Genomic DNA, 26,347 nt, shown 5'->3' with positions numbered 1-26,347 from the left:
GACACGATGTTAATTGTTAATCTGTTAATCGCGCTGAGCATTTTTAAGTTTGTTGTTACCCCCATACATACCCTGATAAGTCAGGCCATTCATCGCAGATTAATAAAACGAGCTGCGAAGCAAGGAGAGCGCACATGAACGGTTATGTACGCACGATGCTAAGTCTGACAATTGCCCTGACATTAACAACACCCGCTCATAGTGCAGGCGTTTCCGGCTCACTAAATGATTTTTTTAATGGTCTAGGTTATGGCACAAACGTGACCGATCCCGCGTCCTTTAAAGGCCAAAGCGCTAACTACTACAGTGGTGGCAATCTCTTTGTCCGTAGCCCAATCAGGGATGCACAATTGGTCAGCGTTCAAATGCCCCGTATCGCGGCAGGATGTGGTGGTATCGATATGTTCATGGGTGGCTTTAGTCACATCAACTCTGATGCGCTTGTGCAGCAAGGCAAAGCCATTATTGCTAACGCTGCGCCATTCGCGGTTGATTTGGCCCTGCAGACGTGGGCACCCCAAATTAAACAAATTAAAGACACACTCACTGCCATTGCCGACAAATATTTAAACCAGTCTATCAACTCCTGTGAAACGGCTCAGGCCAGTGTGTCGGCACTGGCGGGCTTTGCCGGCGTTGGCAGTCAAAAATACATCTGTGCCACGATGGGCACGCAGAATAACGCGTTTGCCGATTGGGTCTCTGGCCAGCAGGAATGCGGTGCGGGGGGACAAGCAGACAATCAACTCAATAACGCCAAAAATGATCCCGCGTTAAAAGAGATGGTGCGTAAAAACACCAATATTGTTTGGGCGGCAATCATGAAAAATAGCTTCTTGGCCACCGATCCCACCTTAGCTGAATTTCTCATGTCGATCTCAGGCACCTACATCTATGACGCCAGTGGCAACCCTCGGGGTTATGGCTCTTTGCTTACAGACAACAATAACCTGATCAATAGTCTGTTAGAAGGCGGCAAAGCCGAAAGCTATCAATGTACTAATCACGCCATTGATCAATGTCTTGCCCCCACACAACAAATGATCACGATCCAAAGTAATCATGGCTTGCAATATCGCGTGGAAACCCTACTCAGAGGGATTGCCAGCAAAATGCAAAATGACCAGCCGCTGAATGACAGTGATAAATCGCTATTGGAATATACCTCACTCCCCGTCATGACGTTTTTACGCACCGAACTCGAGGCAGGACTGGCGCCGCAGACAAAAACCTACGCCAAAATCATCAGTGTGCAATTTATTACGCTCTATCTGCAAAACATGCTGGCGATAGTGAAATCCTCCATCACGGCCACGAACAATGATCCCAAAGATATTGACCGCATAGAGAAAGACATTATCAACGCCAATCGCTTCCTTGATGGCTTGACGATGAAAGCGCAAGAAGAAGCGATCGCACAGCATCAGCTCATCATGCAAAACCAACAAATTAAGCAGCAAATCACCGGTACCATGAGTGCTAAGGCCAAGGCGAACCTAAACTTTGGAGGCAAGTAATATGGCCGTTGAGATTTTTACCTACAGCAACGGCGATGTTGCCATGCAAGTGTTGAACGCCATCGCCGTGTTTTTCAAAAGCGATAGTTTTGGCAGTATGGTAACCATTTGCGCACTCTTTGCCATTATCGCCACGGCGTTTCATTTCTTTATCAAACGCGATCACAACCACATTTTGAAATGGGGCGCGGTATATGTGCTTGTGCCGCTATTGGCCATCAACATCACCACATCGGTCCACATTACCGATTTAACCGATCCAACCGGTAACTACCATGTTGATAATGTCCCCGCAATTGTGGCCTATCCAGCGTCATGGTCGTCGTACTATATGTATGCCACCACGCGCACGGTGGAGGACATTTTCCATGTGCCAAATGATGAGCAGTACAGTAAAACGGGGATGATGTTTGGGGCAGAGTTATACAAGCTATCAAGACAAAGTGAGATTGAAAACTCGCAACTGAAGGGGTACTGGCAGCATTACATCAATAGCTGTATTCAGGGAGATATTTTGCTTAATGGCAAATATACCTGGCAAGAACTGGCTAACGCCCCTGATATATGGGCATTTTTGGAAACTCATTCCCCGTCACCACTGCGCGCCATCCAAATGGGGTTTGATGATTATCCAACCTGCAAAGAAGCACTGCCGCGCCTAAAACAGCTGTTCCAAGCCGACAGCGCGAAGAGCCTCAATTTATTGGGTAAGTGGGTTTATGGCAATAAAGCTACCAGTCAACAAAGCTTCATCAATTCCAGTATTACTAATGGATATCAGAAGTTCGCCAACATCAGTCAAAGCGCGTCACAAATCACCTTGCAGAATATGACCATTAACGCCCTGCGTAATGGCCTCGCTGACGATGCCGCGGTGAATAACAATACCGCCGCCGCATTCAACTATGCCTATACCCAAAACAAGATGCAGACCACGTCCATGTGGGCAGGGATGGCGCTTCAGGCGCGAGAATTTTTGCCCATGCTGCAATCGATTTTGTTTTTGCTGTTTAGCAGTGTGGCATTTTTAGTCGTTTGTATCGCGATGATCCCCTCATTTACCTTTATGGTGCTAGGAAACTACATCAAAGGCTTCATCTATCTTGGCACTTGGCCAGTGATGTTTGCGCTGATTAATTTCATCATGACGACCCGTCTATCCCTCAGTTCGACAGAGATTGCCAATATCTATCACGGGATCACCTTAAGTAATGTCGATGCGCTGCAAGAAATGCACTCACGCTATGCCGCGATGACAGGTTTTTTAATGATGAGCGTACCGACACTCATTGTCCCGCTCATTATGAAAGGCGGCGCAGCAGTCATGAGCAGTATGTCGCACCAGTTCGCCGGTATGATGAGCAGCGTCAACGCGCGCACCTCTGCGAGCGCCGCGAGTGGCGATATTAATTTGGGCAATGCGCAAGTCGATAACTACAGCTACAACAACACCAGCGGCAATAAGACCGATACCATGGGCGTTGAACGCATACACGGTTATACCCAGCAAGATGCAACGGGTTTTGAAACCACTACCTTTGCCGGTGGCAAACAAGTTATCACAGGTCAAAGCGCCCTTAGCCGCAACTTGCCCGTGAATGTGGCTGGTAGCGATACCATCTCCAATTCATTCACACAGTCGGCCTCCAATGCACTGACGGCAAGTAACACAACCATCGATCAAGTCGGTCAGACAGCGGCCTCATCGGTCAATGCCCTTAACACCTCAAGTCAAGGCGTCAATCAATCCAGCAGCTACGGCAGCAATAGTAATACCAGCGAAAGCGCCAATCATCGTAAATCCGTGGCAGACCTTAGTAGTCTTGTCGATTCTTACGCCAAAGACTTTGGCGTGACGAAAGACCAAGCATGGAGTGATGCGCTCAAATTGTACGGGGACGCCAAGGCAAACGTGAAGGTGGGCACACCTGGCGCGGGCTTATTTGGCTCTAGCGCATCAGCGTCTGTGAGTACCGGCGCTTCTGCATCTGCGGATGAATCGGATAGTACTCGCCTAAATGATAGCGAGCGCGTGAGCAAACTGCAAAGCTACCAATCGCAGTTTACTAGCAACCTCGACAAAGTTAAAAGTTACAGTAGCGGCGATCAAACCAGTGATACCCATAGTAAAACCGACAGTGATCTCAATAGCCTGACCAAAAGCATTAATGAAGCTGAAACCTTGGGTAAAACCTATCAGGCGCAGATCAGCGAAGCCCAAAGCTACACCGATGCGGCCAATAGCGTAAAAAGCGGCGCCATCACCGTTGGGCGCGATTTTACCCAAGATTTTGTGGCTTTTGCCCGCCAAGCACGAGAAACGGATGGCCATGATGATTACCTAGCCATCATCAAAGGTGAAACCCAAGAAGATAAAGAGATGAGGAGTCAACTGCTCGCCGCATTTACCAGCAGCCCCGAAGTCAAGGCCATGGCGGAGCAATATCGACATAACGAGCTACCTCAAAGCCGTGAAGACATCCTGCTTGCCCAGCAGCAATACAGTGAGGCGATAGACGAGCGCAAGCAACAGAGCGCGATTTATGCCCCTTCCCCGTTAAATGACAGTCTCTATGATCATAGCCAATACCAGCGCATCCAAGGTCATGCCGCCCAAGGAAATAGTGAGATCATGCATGACGTCTGGCGCGGCGAAGATAAACACGTCCCCGCCAATCTGCCAACCCTCGATATGGAGCAAGCCAAAGCAGATGCCGAAGCGGCCCATGCGCTTATTCAGCCCGAGGCGCCACAACTTGGCAAGGCACAAAGTGACGATGAAAAAATGGCTGAGACCGTACGAAAATCAAGCGCCTTTAATAGTGGGCCAAAGATGTGATAATAACCATGACATTCATTTAACAAGAGATAACCCTATGAAATTTATCACAGCATTGGTATTGGCACTCTGTCTATTAAGCACCGCCGCTCAGGCTGAGACCATCTTATTTGGTCTCACCTTGGGTAAATCCACCTTGGAGGAAGTGCAAAAAACGTACACACTCCACGGCAAAAGTGCCTCGGCAAAATGGCTTGATGGGTGGAATTATTATCGCGTCACTGGCAATCAATTTAATGTGTCACAGTTGAATGAGGCCACCTTGTATTTTGATGGAAATCAAGTGCTAGGCGTTATTAGTTTTTATTTCCCGCCCTCATTGGAGCAATACATCGCCTTGCGCGCGGAGATGGACAAGCAATACCCGCGCATCAAGATGGCGCCCTTCGAATCCGAGCCTTTGCTACGGGATAAAACCGAGTACCAAAACACCACCACCAAGGTACGCCTTGATCACAGCGATTACGGCACATGGCTGATATTTACCGACCTCAAATATTTTGAGACTGTCCAAAAACTCAAAGCACAACAAGCGCTCCCACCCCAGAAGGAAGCCCAAACATGACATTGAGTCCTAAACGCACCAAGAGCAGTAACTACACCCGTGGTGGACAAATTCTGTTCCACAACCTACGGATGTTTATTCAGGTCAACGCCGTACTCATCCGTTGGACATGCTTTGGCGTCATCTTACTCACGGCATTACTTGCCTATCTTTTTATGGATAAAGAGACCATTGCCGGCACGTATTACTACTGGATTAATAACACCGTCAGCGTGTTTAGACCTGAAGACCATATTATTCATACCGAGTGGCAGGGCCGCGTTTATACCAGTACGTTGGGTGAGCAACTTCGTAATCCGGTCCTGATTGATGCCAATTTTCGCTTTTGGCTATGGCTGCAAATTTACTTTTTGATTAGCAGCGTCATCGGTATGGCATTCTTGATCTCTGCCATGTGGTATTTCAAGAAAAAAGGCGATGAGCAAACCGATGAGCATTTCATCCGTGGCATGCAAAAAGCCACGCCAGAGGAACTGGCTAAGCAGCTTAAAAAAGCCAAAAACCAATCTGATTTCAAACTCGATGGTCTCGCCATCTTTAAGCAGAAGTTCGAAGTCCAACACATGCTCATCGATGGGACAACCGGTGCAGGAAAGTCCGTTGCCCTGCGTAAAATGCTGACATGGATAAAAGCCCGAGGCGATAAGGCCATCATTTACGACAAGGGCTGTACCTTTGTGAGTAAATTTTATAACCCTGCAACGGATGTATTACTTAACCCGTTTGATGAGCGTTGTGCGTACTGGGATGTATGGTGTGATGCGCACGAACCCGCTGATTTTGAAAACATGGCCAGCGCACTTATCCCACAGCATGGCGAAGGCGATCCATTTTGGGTACAGTCCGCCCGTACCATATTTTCCTCAACCGCCTTTAAGATGCTCGGCGAACCCGAAAAAAATCGTACAACTGAGCGCCTATTGGAGCTGATGTTAACCAGTGAGTTGGAATCCTTAAGCGAATACCTTAAAGGCACTGAGTCGGCCTCACTCGTATCTGACAAAATCCAAAAAACGGCCATTTCAATTAAATCAGTATTGGCCGCTTATATAAAATCACTGCGTTTTCTTGCTGGACTCGATGAAACCTCTGAATCCGGTCAAATGCTTCGTCGCCGCTTTTCTATTCGTGAATGGGTCAGAAATGACGCAGAAAAGGGATTCTTATTTCTCTCCAGTAACGCACAGCAACATGCCTCATTGCGCCCCTTAATTTCAATGTGGTTGTCCATTGCTTCAACGGCCATCTTAGAACAAGAGGAAAACCCCGACCGCAGAATTTGGGTGATCATGGACGAAGCCCCCAGTTTGCATAAATTACCCGAGCTTGCCGAAACCATCGCCGAAGTGCGTAAATTCGGCGGCTGTTACGTCATTGGCATTCAATCATTTGCCCAGCTTAAAAAAGTCTATGGCGAAAACGCGGCGCTTGAAATGTTCGACTTGCTTAACACTCGTCTTTTTTTCCGCTCACCTTCAGATGCAATGGCCAAGATTTCATCCAAAGACCTCGGGGAGCAAGAAGTCGATGTATCAAAAGAGCAATACAGCTACGGTGCGAATGAACTCAGGGACGGTGTGTCGTTAGGGCACCAAACGATCACCCGCCCTGTCGTTACCGCATCAGAAATTATGCAGTTAGAGGATTTACAATTTTGGTTACGTACACCAGGTAATTATCCCGTTGTTCGAGTGGATATGGTGTTTGATCAAATGCGCTCCCTATGCCCCCCCTTTATCAAGCGTTCGTATGAACCCTCTGAAAAAATGAAACAGTTGGAGTGGAACCTCAATTATCACCAATTCAGTGCCGTTCAGTTTATTGATAAAGCGGACAAATCGAAGCTGCAAAGCATCCACGACACGATGTATGAAGGGGATGACAACGAAGAAGAACGCAAAATGGAAGTGATGCGCATGACCGCGCTTGCAGAAAAAACCGATGCGGTCGCCCAACAGTTAATCGATGCAAAAAAATCCAAGCCGTCACAGCAATCCCGCTCTGAAGCCGATGAGAAAAAAGCCCTCAAAGAGAAGGAAGCCGCGGATCAGCACATTGAAGCGGCAAGAAGGACCGAAGAAATGCAAATCATGAAACATGAACCAGCAGAACTCGAGTTGGATTAAGGAGGATACGCCATGAAAACGATGAAATTTAATAAGACGCCCAGAGATCAAGACAACGCATCCGTGCGTTCAGGACGCAAGCCTACCCCAAACCCAGATAAAACACTCACCATGCGCCGTATTGAAGCCATCCGAGATTTGAAAGAGATGGGATTTACCCAAGAAGAAATCCAACAGTTAGCGCAAGAGTAACGAAGAAAAGATTGAGTGTGTTAGCATAGTCGCGGGTGCTCTTGGCTGTTTGGCAAGAGCATAGATTTGTAAAGGCCAGATAGACGAAAGCCCCGTAGTTAATCCATTAACCAACGAGGCAATCTAATGCACATAGCAATGCAGATAGTAGCCTCTTTACTTTTAAGGGGCAAGTTATGCCAAAGAAAAATACCACCATCTTGAGTCTGACGATAATGTGCGTCACTTTAATCGTCGCACTGGCATTGGTTCGAAATGACCTTTGTGAGGTGGAGTACCGTAACGGTACGGCGTTATTCAAGGCGGTACTTGCCTACGAAGTAAGAGACTAGCGAACATAGGGGAGGCATCCGAACCCTCCCCTATTTTTGGATTGTGATGTGATTGGCCATGAGCACCCAACTCATTTCCCCCGCTGCAATGCTTGACACACGCCTTTAGACAGACCAAAGGAGTGCCACCATGCTTTCAATCAGCCCTATTGCTTCAAGTGCCAACGGCGCTGCCAGCTACTACCTCAGTGAAGAAAAGAACCTCAATTTACCCGATGTATCGCTGGAGAAAACACCCTCTGCCAATGACGGTGAAGCGAACTATTACTTGAAAGAACAAAGCGCAGAACCTAACACCCAATGGTTTGGCAAACTCGCTGAGCTTGAGGGCATGCTAGGTAAGCCAGTGGAAGAGTTCCAACTCAAAGATGTGCTAGCCGGTAGCCTGAACGACCAAACGCTTAAAACCCAAAACAGTAACGCCCGCAACGGTTTTGACTTTACTTTTTCAGCGCCTAAATCGGTCAGTCTACTCGCGCTCGTTGGCGGCGATAAACGCTTAATGACAGCGCACGATGACGCGGTAAAATTTGCGCTATCACATATTGAGCAAGATGCAGCACAAGCCAGACAAACAGACCCGGGGACAAAAGAAACGTCTTTTGAAAATACGGGCAATTTACTCTTTGCCATGGTGCGCCATAAAACCAGCCGTGAAGAAGATCCGCAGTTACACACTCACTCATTAACCGCCAACATGACGAAGGACAGCGAGGGCACATTGCGTGCCTTGGCCAGCAGCTTTAAACAAAAAGGCGGCATCATCAATGGTACGGGTGAACGGGTTTATAACCATCAAAAATACTATACCTCCCTTTACCAAAGTGCTTTAGCGCGCAGTGTTGAACAGATGGGATACCAGACACGCGCCATCGGCAATAACTTGTTTGAAATTGCCGGTATTCCTCAAACGCTGCTCGATACGTTTTCAACGCGTAGCCAGCAAATCAACGAACAGACACAAAGTCTAGGCTTAGATTCACAAGCCGCACGGGACGTAGCGGCAAAAGACACCCGTAAAAGTAAAGCTTACACCAGCGAAGCCACGTTATTCGAGCAATGGAAATCCAAGGTCAATGACAGTGGATTTAATCTGACCGCGTTTGTCACTGACAGTATGTCACGCCAAGGTCCATCTCAATCCACCGCCCTCAAACCTGCCGCCATTGACGCGATTAATCGTGCGATTAGTCACGCCAGCAATACGCAAAACAGTTTGAATTACGCCAAATTAGTTGAATCTGCTACACAGCAATTTACCCAAGGGCAAAAGCTCGACGCGCTCGATATCAAGCTGGCCCTCGATAAGCAAATTGAAGATGGGGTATTGATCCCCCTCGATAAGGAGGGCGCCACGTTTACCAGCGTTGCTCAAATCAACGCAGAAACGGCACTGCTAGAGACCATCAAACCTAAAGTGACCAACATGCGCCAAGTGATTGATCTCAACTCACTGCAGGACAAGGGATTGAATACCGACAATCAAAAGAAAGTTTCTGAACTATTCGCCAGTACCAAACAAGTAAACCTCGTCAATGTCTTTGGTAGCAGTGAACAACTCGCCACGGCCCTGCTTAATGTCGGTGAAGCCAACGGTAAACGCATTCATATTATTACGCCTGATCTTCAAACCAAACAGCAAACCAGTGAACGGGTACAACGTGACTCATCGACCGTGGTGAAGTGGATAATGAACCACTTTAAACCCGATCATACCCATACCCTAAACAGCTTTATCAAGGATGCACATAACACCAATCGCGATATTCTCGTGGTTGAAAATGCAAACAAACTTGGCCTAAATGATATTCAAGCCTTGGTTGATCAAGCCAAAGCCGGCAACAGTAAACTCATTTTGCTCAACCATGCTAACGCCAAGCAAGGCATGAAAGCCGGTAACGCTATCGAAGTGCTCAAAAAAGGTAACGTAGCCGAAAGTCATTGGGTCGCCACCAAGCAAAGCAACACTTTGATGCGATTGCACGAAAGTAAGGATGATGACAGGGTGACATTAATTGCCAAAACCTATGCCCAGTTATCCGACAAACAACATACCCAAGTTATCGCGCTTACCCATAAGGACGTGAAACAGCTTAACAGCGCCATTCGCACAGAACTGCAAAATCAAGGTGATGTATCGCGCCTTGGCCTCAATATCCCCACATTAAACCCTGTGTATCTCTCCAATGAGCAGCGGGAAGTTGTTGGCCAGTACACCAAAGGCATGGTATTGACGCAATGGCAAAAAGTCGGCGGGGGCAATCAACAGCAGCAGTTTACGGTGGAGAACATCAACCGTGATAACAACACCCTGACACTCGTAGACAAGAACGGCAAGTCCTCAGTCGTTAATCCAAACAGCAAAGCCTTTAAAACCGCAGAGTTTGCGATCGCTAAACCAGACAATTTACACATTGCCAAAGGTGACAAACTCATTATGGCCGCTAACCATCAAGACAGTGGCTTACCCAAACAAACCTATACCATCGACGCGCTTACAAAAGAATGGGTCACACTCAAAGATGAAGCGGGCAAACAGCACAGTATTAAAGCCAGTTCCTTGCACCACGCCCCACTTAACCATGGATATGCAACGACGCCCAAAAATGTCAGTCCAATAGCGACTCACCAAATCGTCAACATTAAAGCCTACAGCGCCTCAAAAGAGTGGTTACATGACACCCTGACACAAGGTGTAAAACACATCGATATCTTTACCGATAAGGCTCAACAATTTGATGACCGGTTAGAAAAAAGTGAGATAAAACCTTCCAGTATTCAGCGCATTTTACAAGCGGCTGATGCCCCAGAAAAGTTTGTAAATAGCCAAACCACATCGCTACTTGTCCAGGACGTCACCGCGGCATTAAATCGCATTACCCAGCAGCATGAAGATAAGGGGTTAATCCATAATGCCGTTAATTTTGCGATTGAGCATATTAGTGAAAAGGAAGCCGGTTACTCACAAAAAGAGCTTATCGTGACCGCGATTAAATATGCCTTTGAAGAAAAAGGCGTCAGCATTACCCAAGATGAAATCACCAACACCCTAAAGCAAATGGCGACCAGCAGCACAGATAAAAGTGCGCCGCCGCTCCTGAGCGCCGAGTACCATGATGGCACCCGCTGGACAACCCAAGCCGCCATCGATACCGAAATGCGTATTTTAGACAGACTGCAAGCAGGTAAAGACCAACTTGCGCCCCTAACCAGCGTAGAACACGCCGCGCAGGTACTCAGTCAAAATCAAAACCTGACCGATGGCCAAAAAGACGCGACCTTGCTTATCACCACCACCAAAGACCGATTTGTAGGTGTTAAAGGGTTAGCAGGAACAGGTAAATCGACCATGCTTGAAACGGGTATCGATCTTGTTAAACAAAGCGAATCCATTCTCAACACACAACCCAATAAGACACCGACACAATTCATAGGTCTAGCGCCGACACACGCCGCCGTTAACGAACTCAAAGATAAGAACGTCGAAAGCCAAACGGTGCAATCACTCCTAAGCAACTTTTTAAGCCAAGATGCGAAACCGGACCAATACGCCAACACCGTGTTCTTGCTCGATGAAAGCTCAATGACCAGTAACGCGCAAATGGATAAATTTACCCAGTTAATTGAAACCACAGGGGCAAGGGCGGTATTTCTCGGTGATACAAAACAGCTCACATCACAAGAAGCAGGTAAACCCTTTGAACTCGCACTAAGTAAAGGCGCAATCAATAGCGTCACCATGAAAGATATTGTGCGGCAACAAAACAGCACGCTACTGAATGCCGTACACAACATTGTCGATCGCCAAGGCGAAAGCGCTATTGATAAAATCCAACAGCAATTACCCTTTGACCAGTACATCACAACGCCAGCAAACAATGGAGCTACTGCCGAAAATACTGACAACGCAGTCAATCAAAGCTTGAATGTCATTTCCACCTTAAAACCGCTCACAGACAACCCAAAGAAAAACCAACAATTGGCAACCGAAGCGCTCCCCGCTGCCGTTGCATTGGAGTACTTATCAAGAACCCCTAAGGCCCGTGAAAACACCCTTATCATTGCCTACACCAATAAAGAACGTGACGATATTGCGCATGAGATAAGACTCGGTTTGCAGCAACAAGCGTCACTCAGTAAGGAGGAATTTTCAGTACCGAGGTTACGCGGCGTTCATACCAGTAAAGCAGAACTAGCGACGATGTTGCCATACCAACAAGGGTTAATCCTGACGACCGGTAAAGACAGTTACTATGAAATCATGAAGGTCGATAAACTCAATAACATGCTTACCCTTGCGGATATGAAAACCGGTGAGGAAAAGCATTTCTTCCCCAAAAATCATGGTCACAAATTCACAAACCTATGGGCTAAAAGTGAGCAACCTCTCGCTCAAGGCGACAGTATCATGCTGCGCAAAAGCGACATTGACCGAGAGATGCAAGGCAACAAAACCTATACCGTTAGCAGTATTGATGATAAACAGATGCACCTTAAATCCGCTGACAACCACACGCTAACCCTTTCAACTCAAGAGCTAAAAGATGCCCATTGGGATTACGCCTACACTCGCACTGCGGATATGGCCCAGGGAGCAACCTTTGAAAACGTCATCACCGCCATTAAGGGCCAAGGCGCGCTAACCAATGTAAGGCGGGCTTACATTGATATCACTCGTGCCAGCAAGCACGTTAAAATCATTACCGATAACCCACAAAAAATGATGCTCTCTTGGGTAAACAATGATCCCAATAAAGTGTCTGCAATTGAAACGCGGGATAAGCACTATCCTGAAAATACCCCATTGTTTAACAACAAACCGCTCCCACATGAGAATCCTGAGTACCTCGATATCAATGGTTCTCTCGATATCAAGCGCATGGCCACAGCGTTAAATACGAAATTACCCGCCTATAGCGAATCGCTGGCAACACAGCTTCTAGGTCAACCCAATCCTGAAAAATCGGACAAAGATAGCCTCAACTTTGGCAAGGATGGTAATGTGACATTGACCACCACGGGGCAATATCGGGGCTATTTTAAGGACTGGAAAACCGGCGACAAAGGCACACTCATTAATCTGATTATGGTCGCAGAAAAGTGCAGTTATAAGGACGCACTTTATAAAGCAGATAAAATGATGAACGAACCAGAGAAATATAACCTAGAAAAAAATCCACAACACGACGAATTACTCAATGCTATTCCGGTAAAGCAAAGTCAGTTAGAAGCGCGTGCCAAACAATACTTTAATGAGGCAAAGCCCATTAATGAATCCCCTGCACAAACCTATTTAGCCAAGCAGGGAATTGACCTCGCACAACACGAAAACATCCGTTTTCATCCTGCGGTATTTTCATCCGAATCACGCCAAACTCATCCAGCATTAATCACAAACATTACCAATGAAAAGAATGAAACTAAGGCCGTAGAAATTACTTACCTTGATAAATCCAGCGGTGACATTGCAGCACTTAAAATAAACAAACGCATACTCGGTTCTAAATCAGGGAACAGTACAATTATCAGCAAAGGGAATAATTCAGACTATAGCATTGTTGCTGTCGGCGTAGAAAGTGCGCTTAAAATAAACACCGATAACAAAAACGGTGCTGATATTATTGCACTAAACAACAATAACGATACCAAAACCATCAACAGTCATGAATTACGTGAAAACGTCATTGTGGTACTTGACAGTAACAATGCACAAGACACAGCTAAACTATCAAACGAATTAACTGACAAGTTTAGCAAAGACAATAAACACGCTATAATTATTGAACCAAACTCAATCCCCGAAGGACTTAATAAAGATGAAACGATTAAACAATTAGTGAGTGAAGCCGTTCATAACATCACGAAAAAAGACACCACAATATCTAAAATGTTCCAATCATTAAATAACGATATTGCAGGTTCGAGAAACATAATGCCTAAAGAGGACGGCGATAACGTATCGGCAAGTAGAATTAAGCATGATGAACACTATCAACATTTAGCAATGGATAGTGACCGTTATCCAACAAAAGAAGTCACTCACAATATCGACAATGCCAATTTAATAATTGGTGAAAAAACGAGATAATAAAATATAAAGAGGACACTTAGTCCTCTTTATTTTCTCCCGCTAAAATCTGTTCAACTTTTTCTTCAGCCTTTCTCATTGTCTCTTTATGCTTAATACCTGCGCTCTGTATATCAACTGGTGCACCATTGTATGTCTGGTAATAGACAAGACTGCTAGTATGTTGCGCCTTGACTGTATAGGTCAGAATAACCTCTAACAGTTCGCGAGTAGATAACCCCTCAGCATCATCTTTATGCTCAAGAATACGCAGAGCAAACAAGATCAAATCTCGAGCGGCCGCAGCATCTTTTTCTAAACCCTTCTCATCTCGATAAGCAACAATCTTGGCATAGAGATCTGCATCGCAGGGGACTTGCACAACCTTACTTCTGGCCATAGTGACATTACCTAATGTATTAAAAGTGTATTAATAACCTATAGATTTACATTATAACCGCATTAGTCAGTGTATTAAAGTTTAATACACCACATTATCGACAAACGAATAAAACCAATTACAAACATGACGTTAATATCTTTTAATACACACAGTATTAATACTGTATTAATTCGCTTAAAACCATTGGTACACGGGCTTTTAATACGATTATATTATTTTGATAATACAGTTTTAATACGATTTTGAGTAAATTTGAAATGAATTTTTAAAAATTTATTTTTGCTCATCATTTAAATTAAATCATTTATTTTCAGCATTTTAAACAACAGACAACCATAAGAATTGATTTATCAATTCTTGCGTGGGGTGTGGTCCTTTTCTTGGGGTTCTGAGTAAGTCATTTTGCCAGGATTTTTCGGATTTCAATTTTTGGGGATTTTGGGCGGGGATTTCGTTTTTGCTAGGCCGCTGCCGTATGAAGCACTAAAGGTATCGCGTGAATTTTGGCCAAAAAAAAACGCACTCAGTGAGTGCGTTTTCTGCCAGCCTTGCGGCTTAATATTCGCTTGGCAGTAAAATGGTGCTGCTACTTCTATCAGCTTCGGTCACTATCCAGATTTTACCCTGTGGCAAATGATATGCAGACATCAAGCGTCCACCATTTTTTAATGCGTCATCGTTTGCCTGTTTATCTTCTTCGGGGAGATCACCCCACTGACCGCTAACATGCTTCATTAAAAATGGATGCAATAAACTATGATCACCATTGACCAGTTTATTGACACCATGAGTCAATGCGATTTCACCTAACATAAATAAATGCGCCATTTAAAATTATCTCCATATATCGCTAAGAATGCGCCTAATTATCATCAGGCGCTTATCGTAAAAATTGCGCTTGTGTATTCATTAAAAACTGATGCGCTTTGCTTGCGCTGCTTGAGGCTTTAAAAATCCATTTTTTATCGTTACGCAATGCTGTTAACCATGATGCGATATAGTTTTCATGCTGGACATTGCCAAACAAATTAAACTCGGCCATTAAAAAGGCGCTTCCTAATTCTGCGATTAATTCTTCAAAGGCAACTTCTTCAATGATGTTCGGATTTTTTTCGCGGTTTAATCTGCTTGGGTGACGTGTCCAGTGTGTTAATTCATGGAACACCGTTGCATAGTAATCTTCAATCCGATTAAAAAGGACTTTACGCGGCATAGTTATCGCATCGGTTACAATGTAATAAAATGCCCTGTCGCCTGCCTCTTGAATTACTGCACCTGTATTTTTTAAAAACTGCTCAACGTCATCTAACATCACGCAAGGCTCATTAGCTGATTGGGGTTGATTGATTTCAATATTTAACCCGTCAATTTGTTCTACGTTAAACACGGTAAAGCTTTTTAACATTGGAATAATTTCTTTTTCGCCTTGTTCGTTTTCTTTTTCCCAATTGGTGTAATAAATAATGGTTGTTCCTTTCTCCCCTTTTCTCACCTGAGCCCCTAATGCTTGAGCTTGCTTATATGTTAAAAATTGATTTGATGAATAACCCGCTTCACTTGATGCAGCCCATAGCAATAAAACATTAATACCGCTGTAAGCCTTTTTCGTTTCAAAATTAATCGGCAAACCTTCACCTAATGTATTTTTTTGCCAAGGACACACCCAAGGTTTTACGCCTTTATCTAATGCCGCAATGATTTGTTCTGTGACGACCTGATACATATCTACTTTTTTAAAAGCTTTTGCATTTTTGCTTTTTGTTTTGCTTTTAGAGATATCGTCTTTGGAGAGCCTGCTTGTCGCTTGTAAGCTGGCTTGCTCGCTGAAAGGCTTAGTGTGGCTTACTGGGGTAGTGATTGAGTGTGTCATGGCTGCTTGCTCCGTTTGGGGTCTATCATCTTCGTTTTCGCCTGACGTCCTGCTCGCTCGCCATCGTTCTGATTGACAAGGGCGCGCAGCGGCGAAGCGAACCCTTGGCAAGCGGGTTGTGGTGAGCGACAGATTAAGACGGAAGCGTAAACGAAAGGGATAGCACCAGGAGCGGCCACCATGGTGAAATGAACGACCAGCTTAGCCACACTTGCCGCGCAGTGAGTAAGACTGTGCTCGGTGGTTTTGCTTTGATGTTGCGTTAGGGATTGGCAAGCAGGAACTTAGGGCCACGGCAAGCTTGCTTGCCACCAGTGGACCAAGTTATCGCGGGAGCGAAGCGAAAAGCCCGACCGAAGGGAACGCCCAAGGGCATCATTAGCTTTTCAATTACATTGGCCAGAGCACAAAACCCCACCCTAAAAACGAATAAATGAGCCGCCAAGCCACTTTGACTTAAACGCTAAGGGGTATTGTCAGATAAACGCAAAAGGGCGGCGAAGCCGCCGCTTGTTTCGCGTTTTGCGGGGAGCTAACAGGGGAATCACATGGCTCAGGCTGATATTAAGCGATCCCTTCCAAGGCTTTCTCTGGCGGAATGTCATGCTGAGCACAATCAGCAAGATAAGCGTTAATCGCCTCTTGAAATGCTTGCTCTAACCCTTTGGCTGTTTCAGCCTCATAGTTGATCAACGGTGAAATGAATAACACCTGCCCAAACAGAATATTATCCTCTTGGCTGATTTCTACTGAGCCATGATGTCCCTTAAATGTCATTGCATTTTGCATCATAGTTTCCCTCGCTCTGTGAATATTCCTATTATTTATCAGGCTATTGGCAAAACAGTATCAACAATGAACCGCTCATTTAAAGCGGTTTCATCATCACTAAATTTAAATTATTTTACTCATTTTTTAATGTTCAGCTTCTTTCAACATCGCTTTAGCGTGGGCCAATGTCATCATAAGTTTCAAATAATTATCAGGGAAGGATACAAATCCAAACTCACTATAAAAACGTCTAGCAGCTTCGTTCTTTGCTTGAACAATAATCATAGGGATGGGTATAGCACTCGAAGCTTGGATAATTCGTTTGATTGCGTCTATAAGCAATATTGAACCAAGCCCTTGTCTTTGACAGGTATGGTTAACAGCCATTCGACCTATCAAGCTGCACGTTATTTCAGATGGATATTTTTTAGCTATTTCGGTTGGTAACTCGCAAAGTGATACCTGAGCTACAGCAATAGAATAATAACCTTTTATATGTGAAGGATTCAACTCAGAAGTAAGAACATATGTTCTTGAAATATCTTTCTTTTCATGCTGACCTGAAATACATTTCAGGTAGTTGTTTAGCTCTGTATTCCCACAATCAAAACCCTTACGGTCATGCTTATTTTTATCAAATGGGGTAATTTTCATTGTCTACCGTTTCCTTATGCTTGCGAGCGGCATTAAGAAACCGACTGTTACTTTTAACGGGTGCATCTAAAGCGTTCACAAAAGCTAAAGCATCGTTTTTTGATAACACCAGAAAATGCTCTTGTGTGATCAATCTTTTCGCTTCTGAAATCATTGTATTCGCAATAAAGCTGTTAATACTGGCATAACCAGCGAGCGCAGCCGCTTTCTCTAACAGTTCTTTTGACTCAATGCTTACCCGAGTGGTAATGCGTTCATTTGTCATACTTTTCATCTGCTTATTTCCTATTTAGCATCAAGAGATGCACTCACTTTTAATAGCCACTATTCTGGCACTCAGTGCTGAACTAGCGGAACATATTGCGGTGAAATATAAGGCATAACCTCATTTACTATACTACCTTTATAATTAACAAAAAGCAATTAAGGTGACAAAATGGCACCTTAATTCAGTTGTTTTCAAAAGTGCCAACTCCAATGCATCAAGCATAAATGCGCTTCATTCTATAGTTCAAACGCTTGCAGTTAACGGGGGAGTTGGTTTTTGAGTCAGTACCCTTCCATCACAAACCAAAGGGCATGATGTGTATACGAATCGCATATCTCCCCGTCAGCCTCCACCGACACATAAACCGTTGATGTGATCCCCGAGGGTAAAGACCACATGATTGAAACGTGCTTATTTCGATAGTTCTGACTTAACGCCCTCGTTAGTTCATCGACTGAGAGGCATTGCGTATCGTTGCCAAAATGCTTGATCACGACAGGGAAACGAACCGAAACCCGTTTTTTGTCAGTGCTAAACACATTGAAACGCACGCGATAATCAATACTTGCGCCATTGCGTCGAGGTTGATCGATTGATACGACATTTTGAGCCACTTTTGCCGCGACCAAGAACCGTTCAACCGCTTCAAACAACACCCCCTGTGAGTAGGGATACCATGCTTCATTTGCCACCCCTTCCAGTCCGAGGCCGCAGAAGTGAAAGAAATTCATTTCAGTTAAAACAATAATCGTCAACTCGCCCCTTTTTTGCTGTTGAATATCGTCTTTGGAGAGCCTGCTTGTCGCTTGTAAGCTGGCTTGCTCGCTGAAAGGCTTAGTGTGGCTTACTGGGGTAGTGATTGAGTGTGTCATGGCTGCTTGCTCCGTTTGGGGTCTATCATCTTCGTTTTCGCCTGACGTCCTGCTCGCTCGCCATCGTTCTGATTGACAAGGGCGCGCAGCGGCGAAGCGAACCCTTGGCAAGCGGGTTGTGGTGAGCGACAGATTAAGACGGAAGCGTAAACGAAAGGGATAGCACCAGGAGCGGCCACCATGGTGAAATGAACGACCAGCTTAGCCACACTTGCCGCGCAGTGAGTAAGACTGTGCTCGGTGGTTTTGCTTTGATGTTGCGTTAGGGATTGGCAAGCAGGAACTTAGGGCCACGGCAAGCTTGCTTGCCACCAGTGGACCAAGTTATCGCGGGAGCGAAGCGAAAAGCCCGACCGAAGGGAACGCCTAAGGGCATCATTGGCTTTTCAATTACATTGGCCAGAGCACAAAACCCCACCCTAAAAACGAATAAATGAGCCGCCAACTCACGTTGACTTAAACGCTAAGGGGTATTGTCAGATAAACTCAAAAGGGCGGCGTAGCCGCCGCTTGAATCGTTTTTTCGGGGGAATATGGGGAAATACTGAAAGTCTACTGACGGCCAACAAAAACGAGCCTGAATGCGGCAGCAACGAAATAGATTGCTGAAATGGCGATAAACAGCCAACAAATCACTAATAATGCGTTATTTAACAAAGCCATCATATTGTCCTTTCACTTAATGAGCTTAAACACTTTGCTCTTGGCTGCGGTTTTAGTGCTGTTGGCCAGCGGCCAAATTTCCCAAGGAGCAGTCGCGCTGGCGCGACTTCTAAGGAAATTATCCCCCTGACGCCATTGAAATTCCTCGTAATCGATACACCATTCAAACACATCCCCTTGTTTAATGGATTTGAGATCACCAATTTTCACTATCTCTATCGCACGTTGAGACATAATGCCATTTCTCCCTCAGACTTCATCATCTTCCCGCTCAATGATGCGATATTTTTGAAACTCAGGATGCTCTTGAAGCTGTTCGTGAACATCGGCAGGAATATAAAAACCTAGCTCACCGGCTTCTATTGAGTATTTCAGACTCGCTAAGTCCTCTGGCTCAATGCCAGACTCATCGATGACACGTTGCACTTGATTGGCTTGGCATCGATACTGTGCCCCACCGACAACGACATTCACCGCGCCAGAGGGCATAAAAATCATCGTCACGGGATAATTGTGGCCAGCAAACAGATTCACAAAGGAAAAATATACGTGTTGCCCCTCACGAGAACAGCTCACGATATTGTTGATTGGCATGATAACGCCCTCACTGTGTTGCACTGGAATAATGTGGATCGGTTCATCGGCTAGTTCTGCTTGGTCATAGGCTGCGACAACCTCGGGATTATCCATAAGCTGCGCTTTCACCTGTGAAAATGGAATACCGGTTACTTTGCCCATATCAATCTCCCACTTTTGAACACGATCTTATTGACTCTGCGCTGTTCATTAACTTATCAGCCGCCTTGGCCAAGAAGTCAGAACGGTCTTTAAACTCGCTATGAAACGCCACAAAGCTGTCAATTCGAGCAAGCTGTGATTCAGATAGCGTGATATTGAGGCGTTTTTGTTTCGCTTTAAGCGCCTCTAGCGGCACCTCTAAGGCCAGCCATTGGTCGAACTTGGGATGCAATGCCTGATAGTCGCGATACCCTTCATTCAAGCTATCAACTAAATGACCATCGTTAATCACTTCCTCGGCCATTAATAAAATGGCTTCCTTAGCCTTAAACAAGATTTCTTCTTGGCTATCCGCCGCCGAAAAACAGCCATAGCCTAATTGTTCAAACACGGGGATAACGATACCAAACGCCTGAGTTTCATCAGCAGGGCTTTCGATCCCGACCATAAATAGCATTGTAATACCTCTGCATTAACCGTTGAATCACTATACACACGCATACACATACAAAGCAATTTATTGAGTTAATTTTTGCTCAGATTTACCCTGAATTAACAAGGTAAATCTGCATCAATATGCGGCTTAAAAACCTGTTGGCATCAAGGTATCAAAGTAAGCTTTTTGGGCATCATCTAGCCCTTTTCGCTCACCGTTCACTAAGCTATCAAGCTGGATGGCCAAATCTTTTTTCTTAAGCGCAGCGGCTTGTAATACCCATTGTTCGCCCATGACAGGTTTGGCCATGTCAATTAAACAAGTCGCACTCACCCGCTTAAAGAAAGTGTCAGCCGTTGGGCGCCAGTAGTTAGACCATTTCACATCGAGTTTTGAAATCACCGCCTCTGCTGCGGCATGACTACTATCAATAGATGCCTCGAGCATCGAGGCCGTAGCGAACGCCACCTGTTTTTCTTTCTCTTTAACATCGAGGGCGCAAAAGGCATTAAGCCGTTCAGTTACCGTTGGCAGACTAACCCACGCTAAATTAAGGCTGGCTTTAACCCCCTCAATCAGTTGCACCGCTTTGTTATCAGTAAGCGTTCCAGCTTTAGGGTGACACGTAGTGTCATTAATGCTCAAATGTAGTGGACGACCGCCATAATGAGCGTCCGAGAACACACTCACACAGACAGAGAAATGCAATGTATCAAGCGCAACGCTTGGCGCACTCATTAACGCATGTTTGGCGATAATCAGGCGCTGTGCGCGTAAATCGTCATTGAGTGCAGCGGAATAGCCGCTCACGTCCTTCAGTTCAATTTTTTTGACTTCACCATCGTTATTGCCTGATTGCACACTGGATTGGAATTGCGCCAGCGCTTTTTTATCGTCTTTATGTACTAAGCCCTTATAGATACTCACAGGCCTTGAGTTATATCTCTCCAGCACTAACAGACACCCTGCAAACGCCATTTCAGCGGCATCATACTCCCCTTCTTTTAAGGTAAGACGGCCAAACCCTGCAATATCATCAAATTCAGAAACCAACTTAATCTGTGTCCACTTCCAGCCCTGTGCGATTAGCTTTGCCGCTTCAATCTCCAATTTCGCGGTCGCTAAGGACTCAAGCAACGCTTTATCATCAAGATAGACTTCATCACTGAATAAATCCGTGGTTATCACCCCTCCCGCCTTTTCATATTCATCTTGGCCAACAAACTGAGCCAAATAGTGCTCGGCATCGACAGCGGTCTCTTTGAGCATATTGCGGAATTGGTTTTCGTTGTAGCGTCTATCACCAACCATTTCCCACACTTCAACTTGTTTTTCGAGGCTAGCAATCGTGAATACTATCACGATATCAAGCGACACTTTCCCTGCTTTATATGCCTCGAGCACGACAGGCGCGACCATGCTTAACTTCATACGTTGTTGGACAAATTTAGCCTTTACGCCAAACCTTGCCGCAACCTCGTCAATGCTAGCGCCCTTATTCACCATGTTAGCAAAGGCGTAAAATTCATCGACTGGATGCATATTGGCACGCATAAAGTTTTCAGTGAGTGATAGCTCCGTGGCAAATTTGGCGACTTCTTCCTCCGTGAGCAACTTAACAGGCACCAGCGTTGTCGGTTTGAGCTTATTATTTTTGACCGCTTTAATGAGCTGTTTAAGTCTGCGCCCCCCGCCCAATACCGGATATAAACCTTGTGCATTTTGGGGTTCGACTAACAAGTTTTGTAAAACGCCATGCGCCAAAATGGAGGCATATAACTGTTCATCATCAGCCGTTGATGCACCCTCTTTACGCACGTTCAAATCAGATAACACCAGTTGGTTGATTTGCAACTGCATTAGTACAGGCTTCGTTGTTGTCGCCAACGCCACCACGGAATTAGCCGCAGTAGCCGATTTTTGGGCGATATCGGGCTTGGGAGAGCCTGCTTTAGTCTTTTGGCTGGCGGGTGAATGGATGGCTTTAGTGTGAGTTGCTTGCGCTTGGATTGAGTTTGTCATTGCTTGTTTCCCCTGTCGTTTAAATATCGTTCTCGTCTTCGCCTAACTTCCTGACTCATTTCATGTTCTGACAGACAAGGGCGCGCAGCGGCGAAGCTTCCCTTGGCGGGCAGGTTGTGAAATGAGACAGATGAGAAGTGACAGCGCAGACGAGAACGGTATTGACAGGAAAACGATGACAAGCGATAGAGAAGCGCAGGCTTACTCACACTTTAGCCAGCAATGAACCGGACAGTGCTTTAGGACGTTGATATTTGCTTTTGTTTGGGGCTTTTTTTGGTGTTGCGTTAGGGATTGGCAAGCAGGAACGTAGGGCCACGGCAAGCTTGCTTGCCGCCAGTGGACCAAGTTATCGTGGGGAGCGAAGCGAAAAGCCCGCCCGAAGGGAACGCCCAGGGCTAAGACCACTCGCCGGTAAGCTGTTTAACTTCCATTTCGCGAATGCAAAACGCCGTATTAATTGAGGTCAGATTTTCAAACTTTTGAGCATGATTTAGTGCTGGATTTTCTTCAATTTTACGTTCAGCGCCAGTCACTTGGATTAACAACGTATCTAAACATTTACTGGCCTTAAACTTTCTAAGCCAAAAGAAATCGAGCTCTGACAAGGTGTTATTATCAATATAATTCATAGTTTCTCGAGGATATTTACCAAATATTGGCTTGCTGACAGCGACTTTTAACAATTTCATTATCATTGAGTTGAATAGCGGCAATTTTTTTAGCTCGCTGACACTCTTGGACACTTACTGGATATTGCTTATCCCAGGCACTCATTAACTGCCGTTGCTGCTTACTCATCGAATAGGTCGAATATGCTTGTTCCATGTATAAATAACTCCGAGCTATGCGCCCTCTGGCCGCTTCAGGCGGTTGTGCTTTGCTTCCCTCGATACGCATATCACAGCTTCCGAAATCCGATTTTGCCGACGGTAACAGGGCAAAATTGTAATTGCTACGCAGCGCGTTAACCGCGCCAATAGCCGGAAACAGGTTGTGCATATCGGCTTGCATATATCGATATTCAATATTCATTTTTTCGGCACAGTTACGGCCCTTGAATGATTTACCTTTACTATCTACACATTGCGGATGGCCATCACGCCACTCAGAAAATGCCTTGCCAAAATTTTCGGCAGGAACCACATGCTCCCACTCAATTTTTTTAGCGCGGGCAACGTGCGTTTGAGTGGTAAAGCCTAGCGGTGGAGTCACCAGTCCTTTTGCGTCAAATATCGCCCCACAATAGAGGGTTTCACGATGGTTTTGATAGACGGATAACAACTGTTTTTTAGCCTGATAAAACGACTGAATAGTCGTATTGGAAGCAACAGCAAAGAAAGGTGAAAGTACAACAATAAAAGTGAATAAGCGCTTCAAATATCTTTCCTTTTTTCAAGCAAATACCAATATTCGCTAGCTCGCAAATCAATGTCAATAATGCGACTAGGCCAAATCTTCTTCAACTTAATCCAGAAACCTAACCCATTATGGATAACATGAACGGGTTGTATCATTTCAGTCGAGTTCGACACCAACCAACAGACTATAGCCGTACCATTTTTTACCCTAGTATTAGAGGCTCTAATATTATGAACTAACAACAGGTTATCCTCTTTCCATAGTTCAGTTCTAACCGAACCTATATATATGGAATTGGCGTAAAAACGATAGTCCGTTACGGGGCCTTGGTGTTGGGGATTGTAAAGTTGAAGCTCTTCGGAAACTCTATCTATAACGGGGATAGGGATCTGCGGTTTTCTTCTAAAGAAATTGAACATTCAACTTATCCCGTTCTAATCGAAGCGCCCTTTGAGGCTATTAATGTTTAAAATTGAATATTCTTTATGCTCACCACATCAGGAATGTCATCATTTTCCGTATAACTTTAGCCGTGGCCACAACTCATACAATGAGTGGTATAAGCAGGCTCGCCGTTTGGAACTTTATGTATACGAGATTCCGCTCTATCACCAAACTTGAAGTGCAATACAGTTTTCATCGGCGTCATACAAATGGTCGCTAGGCAACCGTAGCTCGCGCACCGAAACTCCCGCAATATCAACTGGCGGATTACGGTCTATATCTGCTTGAGTGACAGTTAAAACAATCTCCGCAGTATCAGGATATTTGCTTAGCAACTGAATTAATTCAGCTTTTTTAGCATTTTTCTATTTGTCATTCTGATTTTCCGTTGGTTACTGTACCCAATCCTCAAAAACGAGTCCGTCTACACGTTGAAACTCGCGCACGTTATTGGTTACTACTACACTGTCTGTCGAGATGGCGTGTCCAGCGATAGCAGCATCATTGCTGCCGATTGACGTTCCCTTGGCCGCTAGATCAATTCTTACCGCTGTTGCTGCATCCACCGCTGCTTTATCCCACGGAACGATTTCATCAACACGCTTCAAGAACTCAGCGACCAACCGAGCATGTTTGGGAGATGCTTTTTTACCAATCAGGCCAAATTGCATTTCTTGGTATGTGATAGTCGAGATCACAACACGGTGTTGCTTATTCACTGCCTCTTGCAGCTTAAGCAACACAGATACAGGCTGTTCGCGCATAATGAATGAGCAAATACACGTATCGAGCATGTAAGTAATTTTTTTACTCAAAATTAAAGCGTCCTTCATCAGTTACTACGTCCTGACGCTCGATCATGAAGTCATCATCAGCTTTTTCCTGACCTGCAAACGAAAGCCAATCAGGGCGAATTGGGCGCAAGGTAATAACATCACCATCTTTATGAATTTCTAGTTCGTTAACGCCATCAAAGGCCATATCTTTTGGCAATCGAACCGCTTGGTTCTGACCATTTTTAAAAATTGATACTGTTCTCATCGCTACCACCCATTAGCATATGTTTACCATATGTACAGTATATAAACCGAAAGCATATGTCAACCATATGCAGACACTTAAACCCAGTCAATCTCACACATTTGTTTTATGCGATTAGATTGGATCACTACATAATCAATAGTAGTTTCCGAGTTCGGCCAGCCTACGGCTATGCCCCACGAAAAACTGTTACGCTTTAACAGTCGGTATATCAGACCATTTAGTGGTGTATTGCGGCGACAGAAACTCGCGGCGCATAGCCCAATGCTGATCATTCCCCTGCGCTGCAATAAACAACACATCACAGCCATAGCGATTATTCAGACTATCAGAGATTTTCATCAAGTTAGGGTTAGTCTTTGGCGCAGTAAATTAAGTCATATTGCAGTGACGTTTTAGGACAAAGATCAATCAGGCCCACAGCAATGCGATAATAGGGATTTGAAGTCCAATGGAACGAAAACGTACGCTAACCTTCTTGTTGGATAATATTAAAGTATCATACTAGTTGTAACTCGCTTTTGTTCAAACTCGTGTCAGGCCGATCAGTTCTGACACGTTTCAGGGTTCTGTTACAAATTTGACAAAGCAGATTAACATGTTGATCATGTACTGACGTTGTTTTACTGCATCTACTTCATGACACTCAATTTTTCTGACTGGCATTATCCATCGGATAACTCTTATTGCTCTGTGGATAAATTCGCGCTGTGACTGATTTTTATTTGAGTGAAACTCGTGACGAGCCAGCTGCTCTGGCATTTTTTAATAAAGCCATCAACCAACACGGTTTGTTTTACCTGAAAGAGGGGCATTGATAAAAGTGGGGCATATGCTGCAGCATTAGATACCATTTATGTCTGATTTTGGTTGTCTAGCTGCATGCTATTTATGATTGAAGTGATTGCCTTTAAACATTTAAATCATATAGTCGAGCAAAAACACAGGAAAGTGAAAGGCAAAATGCATCAATGCCTAGGTTGGAAGTCCTGAGAAGGGGCTGAGTCGACACTCGCTGTGATAGAGCTTTGCTCCATGATTAAGTTGGGGAAAATGGACACAACTGAAAAGATGGCTCCATGGGAACAGTTTTATTCTTTAGCGGCATAATTGTATCTAAGGGAGGCTGTGGCCTCAATTTGCTGTGGCAAAAACTCGCTTTGCG

At 45.0% G+C, this 26,347-nt stretch carries 23 protein-coding genes and 1 pseudogene; 8 read left to right on the top strand and 16 right to left on the bottom strand.

The genetic code is table 11. From position 1 onward, the window contains the following. Positions 1–134 precede the first annotated feature (134 nt). From H9J30_RS19275 to traI, 7 genes are all read left to right on the top strand, one after another. Positions 135–1,517 (top strand): conjugal transfer protein TraH, encoded by a 1,383-nt coding sequence (locus tag H9J30_RS19275; protein ID WP_240132486.1) that lies wholly within the window; start codon positions 135–137, stop codon positions 1,515–1,517. A gap of 1 nt (position 1,518) precedes the next feature. Next, positions 1,519–4,356, top strand: a complete 2,838-nt coding sequence (gene traG, locus H9J30_RS19270; RefSeq protein WP_240132485.1) for a conjugal transfer mating-pair stabilization protein TraG — start codon at positions 1,519–1,521, stop codon at positions 4,354–4,356. A gap of 37 nt (positions 4,357–4,393) precedes the next feature. Next, positions 4,394–4,921, top strand: coding sequence for a hypothetical protein (locus H9J30_RS19265; RefSeq protein WP_240132484.1), 528 nt, complete (start codon positions 4,394–4,396; stop codon positions 4,919–4,921). Beyond that, positions 4,918–7,047: a type IV conjugative transfer system coupling protein TraD gene (gene traD / locus H9J30_RS19260; RefSeq protein WP_240132483.1), complete on the top strand. Its 2,130-nt coding sequence runs from the start codon at positions 4,918–4,920 to the stop codon at positions 7,045–7,047. Before H9J30_RS19265 ends, traD begins: the two co-directional genes overlap by 4 nt. 12 nt (positions 7,048–7,059) lie before the next feature. Further along, positions 7,060–7,239: a thyroid hormone receptor interactor 11-like protein gene (locus H9J30_RS19255; RefSeq protein WP_240132482.1), complete on the top strand. Its 180-nt coding sequence runs from the start codon at positions 7,060–7,062 to the stop codon at positions 7,237–7,239. Between the two features lie 176 nt (positions 7,240–7,415). Beyond that, positions 7,416–7,571, top strand: coding sequence for a Hok/Gef family protein (locus H9J30_RS19250; protein WP_240132481.1), 156 nt, complete (start codon positions 7,416–7,418; stop codon positions 7,569–7,571). Between the two features lie 130 nt (positions 7,572–7,701). After that, the gene (traI, locus tag H9J30_RS19245; RefSeq protein WP_240132480.1) at positions 7,702–13,659 is read left to right on the top strand and encodes a conjugative transfer relaxase/helicase TraI; all 5,958 of its coding nucleotides are present in this window, start codon (positions 7,702–7,704) and stop codon (positions 13,657–13,659) included. Positions 13,660–13,678: 19 nt separating this feature from the next. On the opposite strand, the gene H9J30_RS19240 is transcribed toward traI, so the two are convergent. From H9J30_RS19240 to H9J30_RS19165, 16 genes are all read right to left on the bottom strand, one after another. After that, positions 13,679–14,038: a hypothetical protein gene (locus H9J30_RS19240; protein WP_240132479.1), complete on the bottom strand. Its 360-nt coding sequence runs from the start codon at positions 14,036–14,038 to the stop codon at positions 13,679–13,681. Between the two features lie 558 nt (positions 14,039–14,596). After that, positions 14,597–14,869, bottom strand: coding sequence for a hypothetical protein (locus H9J30_RS19235; RefSeq protein WP_240132478.1), 273 nt, complete (start codon positions 14,867–14,869; stop codon positions 14,597–14,599). A 52-nt stretch (positions 14,870–14,921) separates the two neighbouring features. Then, positions 14,922–15,911: an ArdC family protein gene (locus tag H9J30_RS19230; RefSeq protein ID WP_240132477.1), complete on the bottom strand. Its 990-nt coding sequence runs from the start codon at positions 15,909–15,911 to the stop codon at positions 14,922–14,924. A gap of 564 nt (positions 15,912–16,475) precedes the next feature. Next, on the bottom strand, positions 16,476–16,703 hold the full coding sequence (locus H9J30_RS19225; RefSeq protein ID WP_240132476.1) for a type II toxin-antitoxin system HicB family antitoxin: 228 nt from the start codon (positions 16,701–16,703) through the stop codon (positions 16,476–16,478). Between the two features lie 123 nt (positions 16,704–16,826). After that, complete coding sequence (locus tag H9J30_RS19220) at positions 16,827–17,336, bottom strand: GNAT family N-acetyltransferase (protein WP_240132475.1); 510 nt, start codon at positions 17,334–17,336, stop codon at positions 16,827–16,829. Continuing rightward, positions 17,317–17,610, bottom strand: coding sequence for a type II toxin-antitoxin system TacA family antitoxin (locus tag H9J30_RS19215; RefSeq protein WP_240132474.1), 294 nt, complete (start codon positions 17,608–17,610; stop codon positions 17,317–17,319). Before H9J30_RS19215 ends, H9J30_RS19220 begins: the two co-directional genes overlap by 20 nt. A gap of 275 nt (positions 17,611–17,885) precedes the next feature. Beyond that, a complete protein-coding gene (locus H9J30_RS19210) occupies positions 17,886–18,476 on the bottom strand; it encodes a hypothetical protein (RefSeq protein WP_240132473.1) in 591 nt (196 codons plus the stop codon). Between the two features lie 675 nt (positions 18,477–19,151). Beyond that, on the bottom strand, positions 19,152–19,373 hold the full coding sequence (locus H9J30_RS19205) for a hypothetical protein (protein ID WP_240132472.1): 222 nt from the start codon (positions 19,371–19,373) through the stop codon (positions 19,152–19,154). A gap of 15 nt (positions 19,374–19,388) precedes the next feature. Further along, complete coding sequence (locus H9J30_RS19200) at positions 19,389–19,877, bottom strand: hypothetical protein (protein WP_240132471.1); 489 nt, start codon at positions 19,875–19,877, stop codon at positions 19,389–19,391. Position 19,878: 1 nt separating this feature from the next. Continuing rightward, positions 19,879–20,334, bottom strand: coding sequence for a type II toxin-antitoxin system HicB family antitoxin (locus tag H9J30_RS19195; RefSeq protein ID WP_240132470.1), 456 nt, complete (start codon positions 20,332–20,334; stop codon positions 19,879–19,881). Between the two features lie 126 nt (positions 20,335–20,460). Then, complete coding sequence (locus H9J30_RS19190) at positions 20,461–22,335, bottom strand: ParB/RepB/Spo0J family partition protein (RefSeq protein WP_240132469.1); 1,875 nt, start codon at positions 22,333–22,335, stop codon at positions 20,461–20,463. Between the two features lie 398 nt (positions 22,336–22,733). After that, complete coding sequence (locus H9J30_RS19185) at positions 22,734–22,967, bottom strand: hypothetical protein (protein ID WP_240132468.1); 234 nt, start codon at positions 22,965–22,967, stop codon at positions 22,734–22,736. A gap of 16 nt (positions 22,968–22,983) precedes the next feature. Then, positions 22,984–23,715: an endonuclease gene (locus H9J30_RS19180; protein ID WP_240132467.1), complete on the bottom strand. Its 732-nt coding sequence runs from the start codon at positions 23,713–23,715 to the stop codon at positions 22,984–22,986. Between the two features lie 818 nt (positions 23,716–24,533). Further along, the gene (locus H9J30_RS19175) at positions 24,534–24,956 is read right to left on the bottom strand and encodes a type II toxin-antitoxin system VapC family toxin (RefSeq protein WP_240132466.1); all 423 of its coding nucleotides are present in this window, start codon (positions 24,954–24,956) and stop codon (positions 24,534–24,536) included. Beyond that, complete coding sequence (gene vapB / locus H9J30_RS19170) at positions 24,949–25,182, bottom strand: type II toxin-antitoxin system VapB family antitoxin (protein ID WP_115014249.1); 234 nt, start codon at positions 25,180–25,182, stop codon at positions 24,949–24,951. The genes H9J30_RS19175 and vapB overlap by 8 nt, the downstream gene beginning before the upstream one ends. Before the next feature lie 189 nt (positions 25,183–25,371). Further along, positions 25,372–25,524 (bottom strand): DUF4113 domain-containing protein, encoded by a 153-nt coding sequence (locus tag H9J30_RS19165; protein WP_240132465.1) that lies wholly within the window; start codon positions 25,522–25,524, stop codon positions 25,372–25,374. A gap of 365 nt (positions 25,525–25,889) precedes the next feature. On the opposite strand from H9J30_RS19165, the pseudogene H9J30_RS19160 reads away from it, so the two are divergent. Then, positions 25,890–26,292: pseudogene (locus H9J30_RS19160) on the top strand (DDE-type integrase/transposase/recombinase); the annotation flags it as partial. Positions 26,293–26,347 lie beyond the last annotated feature (55 nt).

It is taken from the genome of Shewanella cutis, assembly GCF_022410515.1.
Classification (GTDB): domain Bacteria; phylum Pseudomonadota; class Gammaproteobacteria; order Enterobacterales; family Shewanellaceae; genus Shewanella; species Shewanella cutis.
This window is presented reverse-complemented; position numbering and strand designations above follow the sequence as displayed.

Bases quoted from the DNA above. Each gene is read 5' to 3' on its own strand.
- H9J30_RS19275 (WP_240132486.1), top strand. From the start codon at position 135: ATGAACGGTTATGTACGCACGATGCTAAGTCTGACAATTGCCCTGACA.
- traG (WP_240132485.1), top strand. From the start codon at position 1,519: ATGGCCGTTGAGATTTTTACCTACAGCAACGGCGATGTTGCCATGCAA.
- H9J30_RS19265 (WP_240132484.1), top strand. From the start codon at position 4,394: ATGAAATTTATCACAGCATTGGTATTGGCACTCTGTCTATTAAGCACC.
- traD (WP_240132483.1), top strand. From the start codon at position 4,918: ATGACATTGAGTCCTAAACGCACCAAGAGCAGTAACTACACCCGTGGT.
- H9J30_RS19255 (WP_240132482.1), top strand. From the start codon at position 7,060: ATGAAAACGATGAAATTTAATAAGACGCCCAGAGATCAAGACAACGCA.
- H9J30_RS19250 (WP_240132481.1), top strand. From the start codon at position 7,416: ATGCCAAAGAAAAATACCACCATCTTGAGTCTGACGATAATGTGCGTC.
- traI (WP_240132480.1), top strand. From the start codon at position 7,702: ATGCTTTCAATCAGCCCTATTGCTTCAAGTGCCAACGGCGCTGCCAGC.
- H9J30_RS19240 (WP_240132479.1), bottom strand. From the start codon at position 14,038: ATGGCCAGAAGTAAGGTTGTGCAAGTCCCCTGCGATGCAGATCTCTAT.
- H9J30_RS19235 (WP_240132478.1), bottom strand. From the start codon at position 14,869: ATGGCGCATTTATTTATGTTAGGTGAAATCGCATTGACTCATGGTGTC.
- H9J30_RS19230 (WP_240132477.1), bottom strand. From the start codon at position 15,911: ATGACACACTCAATCACTACCCCAGTAAGCCACACTAAGCCTTTCAGC.
- H9J30_RS19225 (WP_240132476.1), bottom strand. From the start codon at position 16,703: ATGATGCAAAATGCAATGACATTTAAGGGACATCATGGCTCAGTAGAA.
- H9J30_RS19220 (WP_240132475.1), bottom strand. From the start codon at position 17,336: ATGAAAATTACCCCATTTGATAAAAATAAGCATGACCGTAAGGGTTTT.
- H9J30_RS19215 (WP_240132474.1), bottom strand. From the start codon at position 17,610: ATGAAAAGTATGACAAATGAACGCATTACCACTCGGGTAAGCATTGAG.
- H9J30_RS19210 (WP_240132473.1), bottom strand. From the start codon at position 18,476: ATGACACACTCAATCACTACCCCAGTAAGCCACACTAAGCCTTTCAGC.
- H9J30_RS19205 (WP_240132472.1), bottom strand. From the start codon at position 19,373: ATGTCTCAACGTGCGATAGAGATAGTGAAAATTGGTGATCTCAAATCC.
- H9J30_RS19200 (WP_240132471.1), bottom strand. From the start codon at position 19,877: ATGGGCAAAGTAACCGGTATTCCATTTTCACAGGTGAAAGCGCAGCTT.
- H9J30_RS19195 (WP_240132470.1), bottom strand. From the start codon at position 20,334: ATGCTATTTATGGTCGGGATCGAAAGCCCTGCTGATGAAACTCAGGCG.
- H9J30_RS19190 (WP_240132469.1), bottom strand. From the start codon at position 22,335: ATGACAAACTCAATCCAAGCGCAAGCAACTCACACTAAAGCCATCCAT.
- H9J30_RS19185 (WP_240132468.1), bottom strand. From the start codon at position 22,967: ATGAATTATATTGATAATAACACCTTGTCAGAGCTCGATTTCTTTTGG.
- vapB (WP_115014249.1), bottom strand. From the start codon at position 25,182: ATGAGAACAGTATCAATTTTTAAAAATGGTCAGAACCAAGCGGTTCGA.
- H9J30_RS19165 (WP_240132465.1), bottom strand. From the start codon at position 25,524: ATGAAAATCTCTGATAGTCTGAATAATCGCTATGGCTGTGATGTGTTG.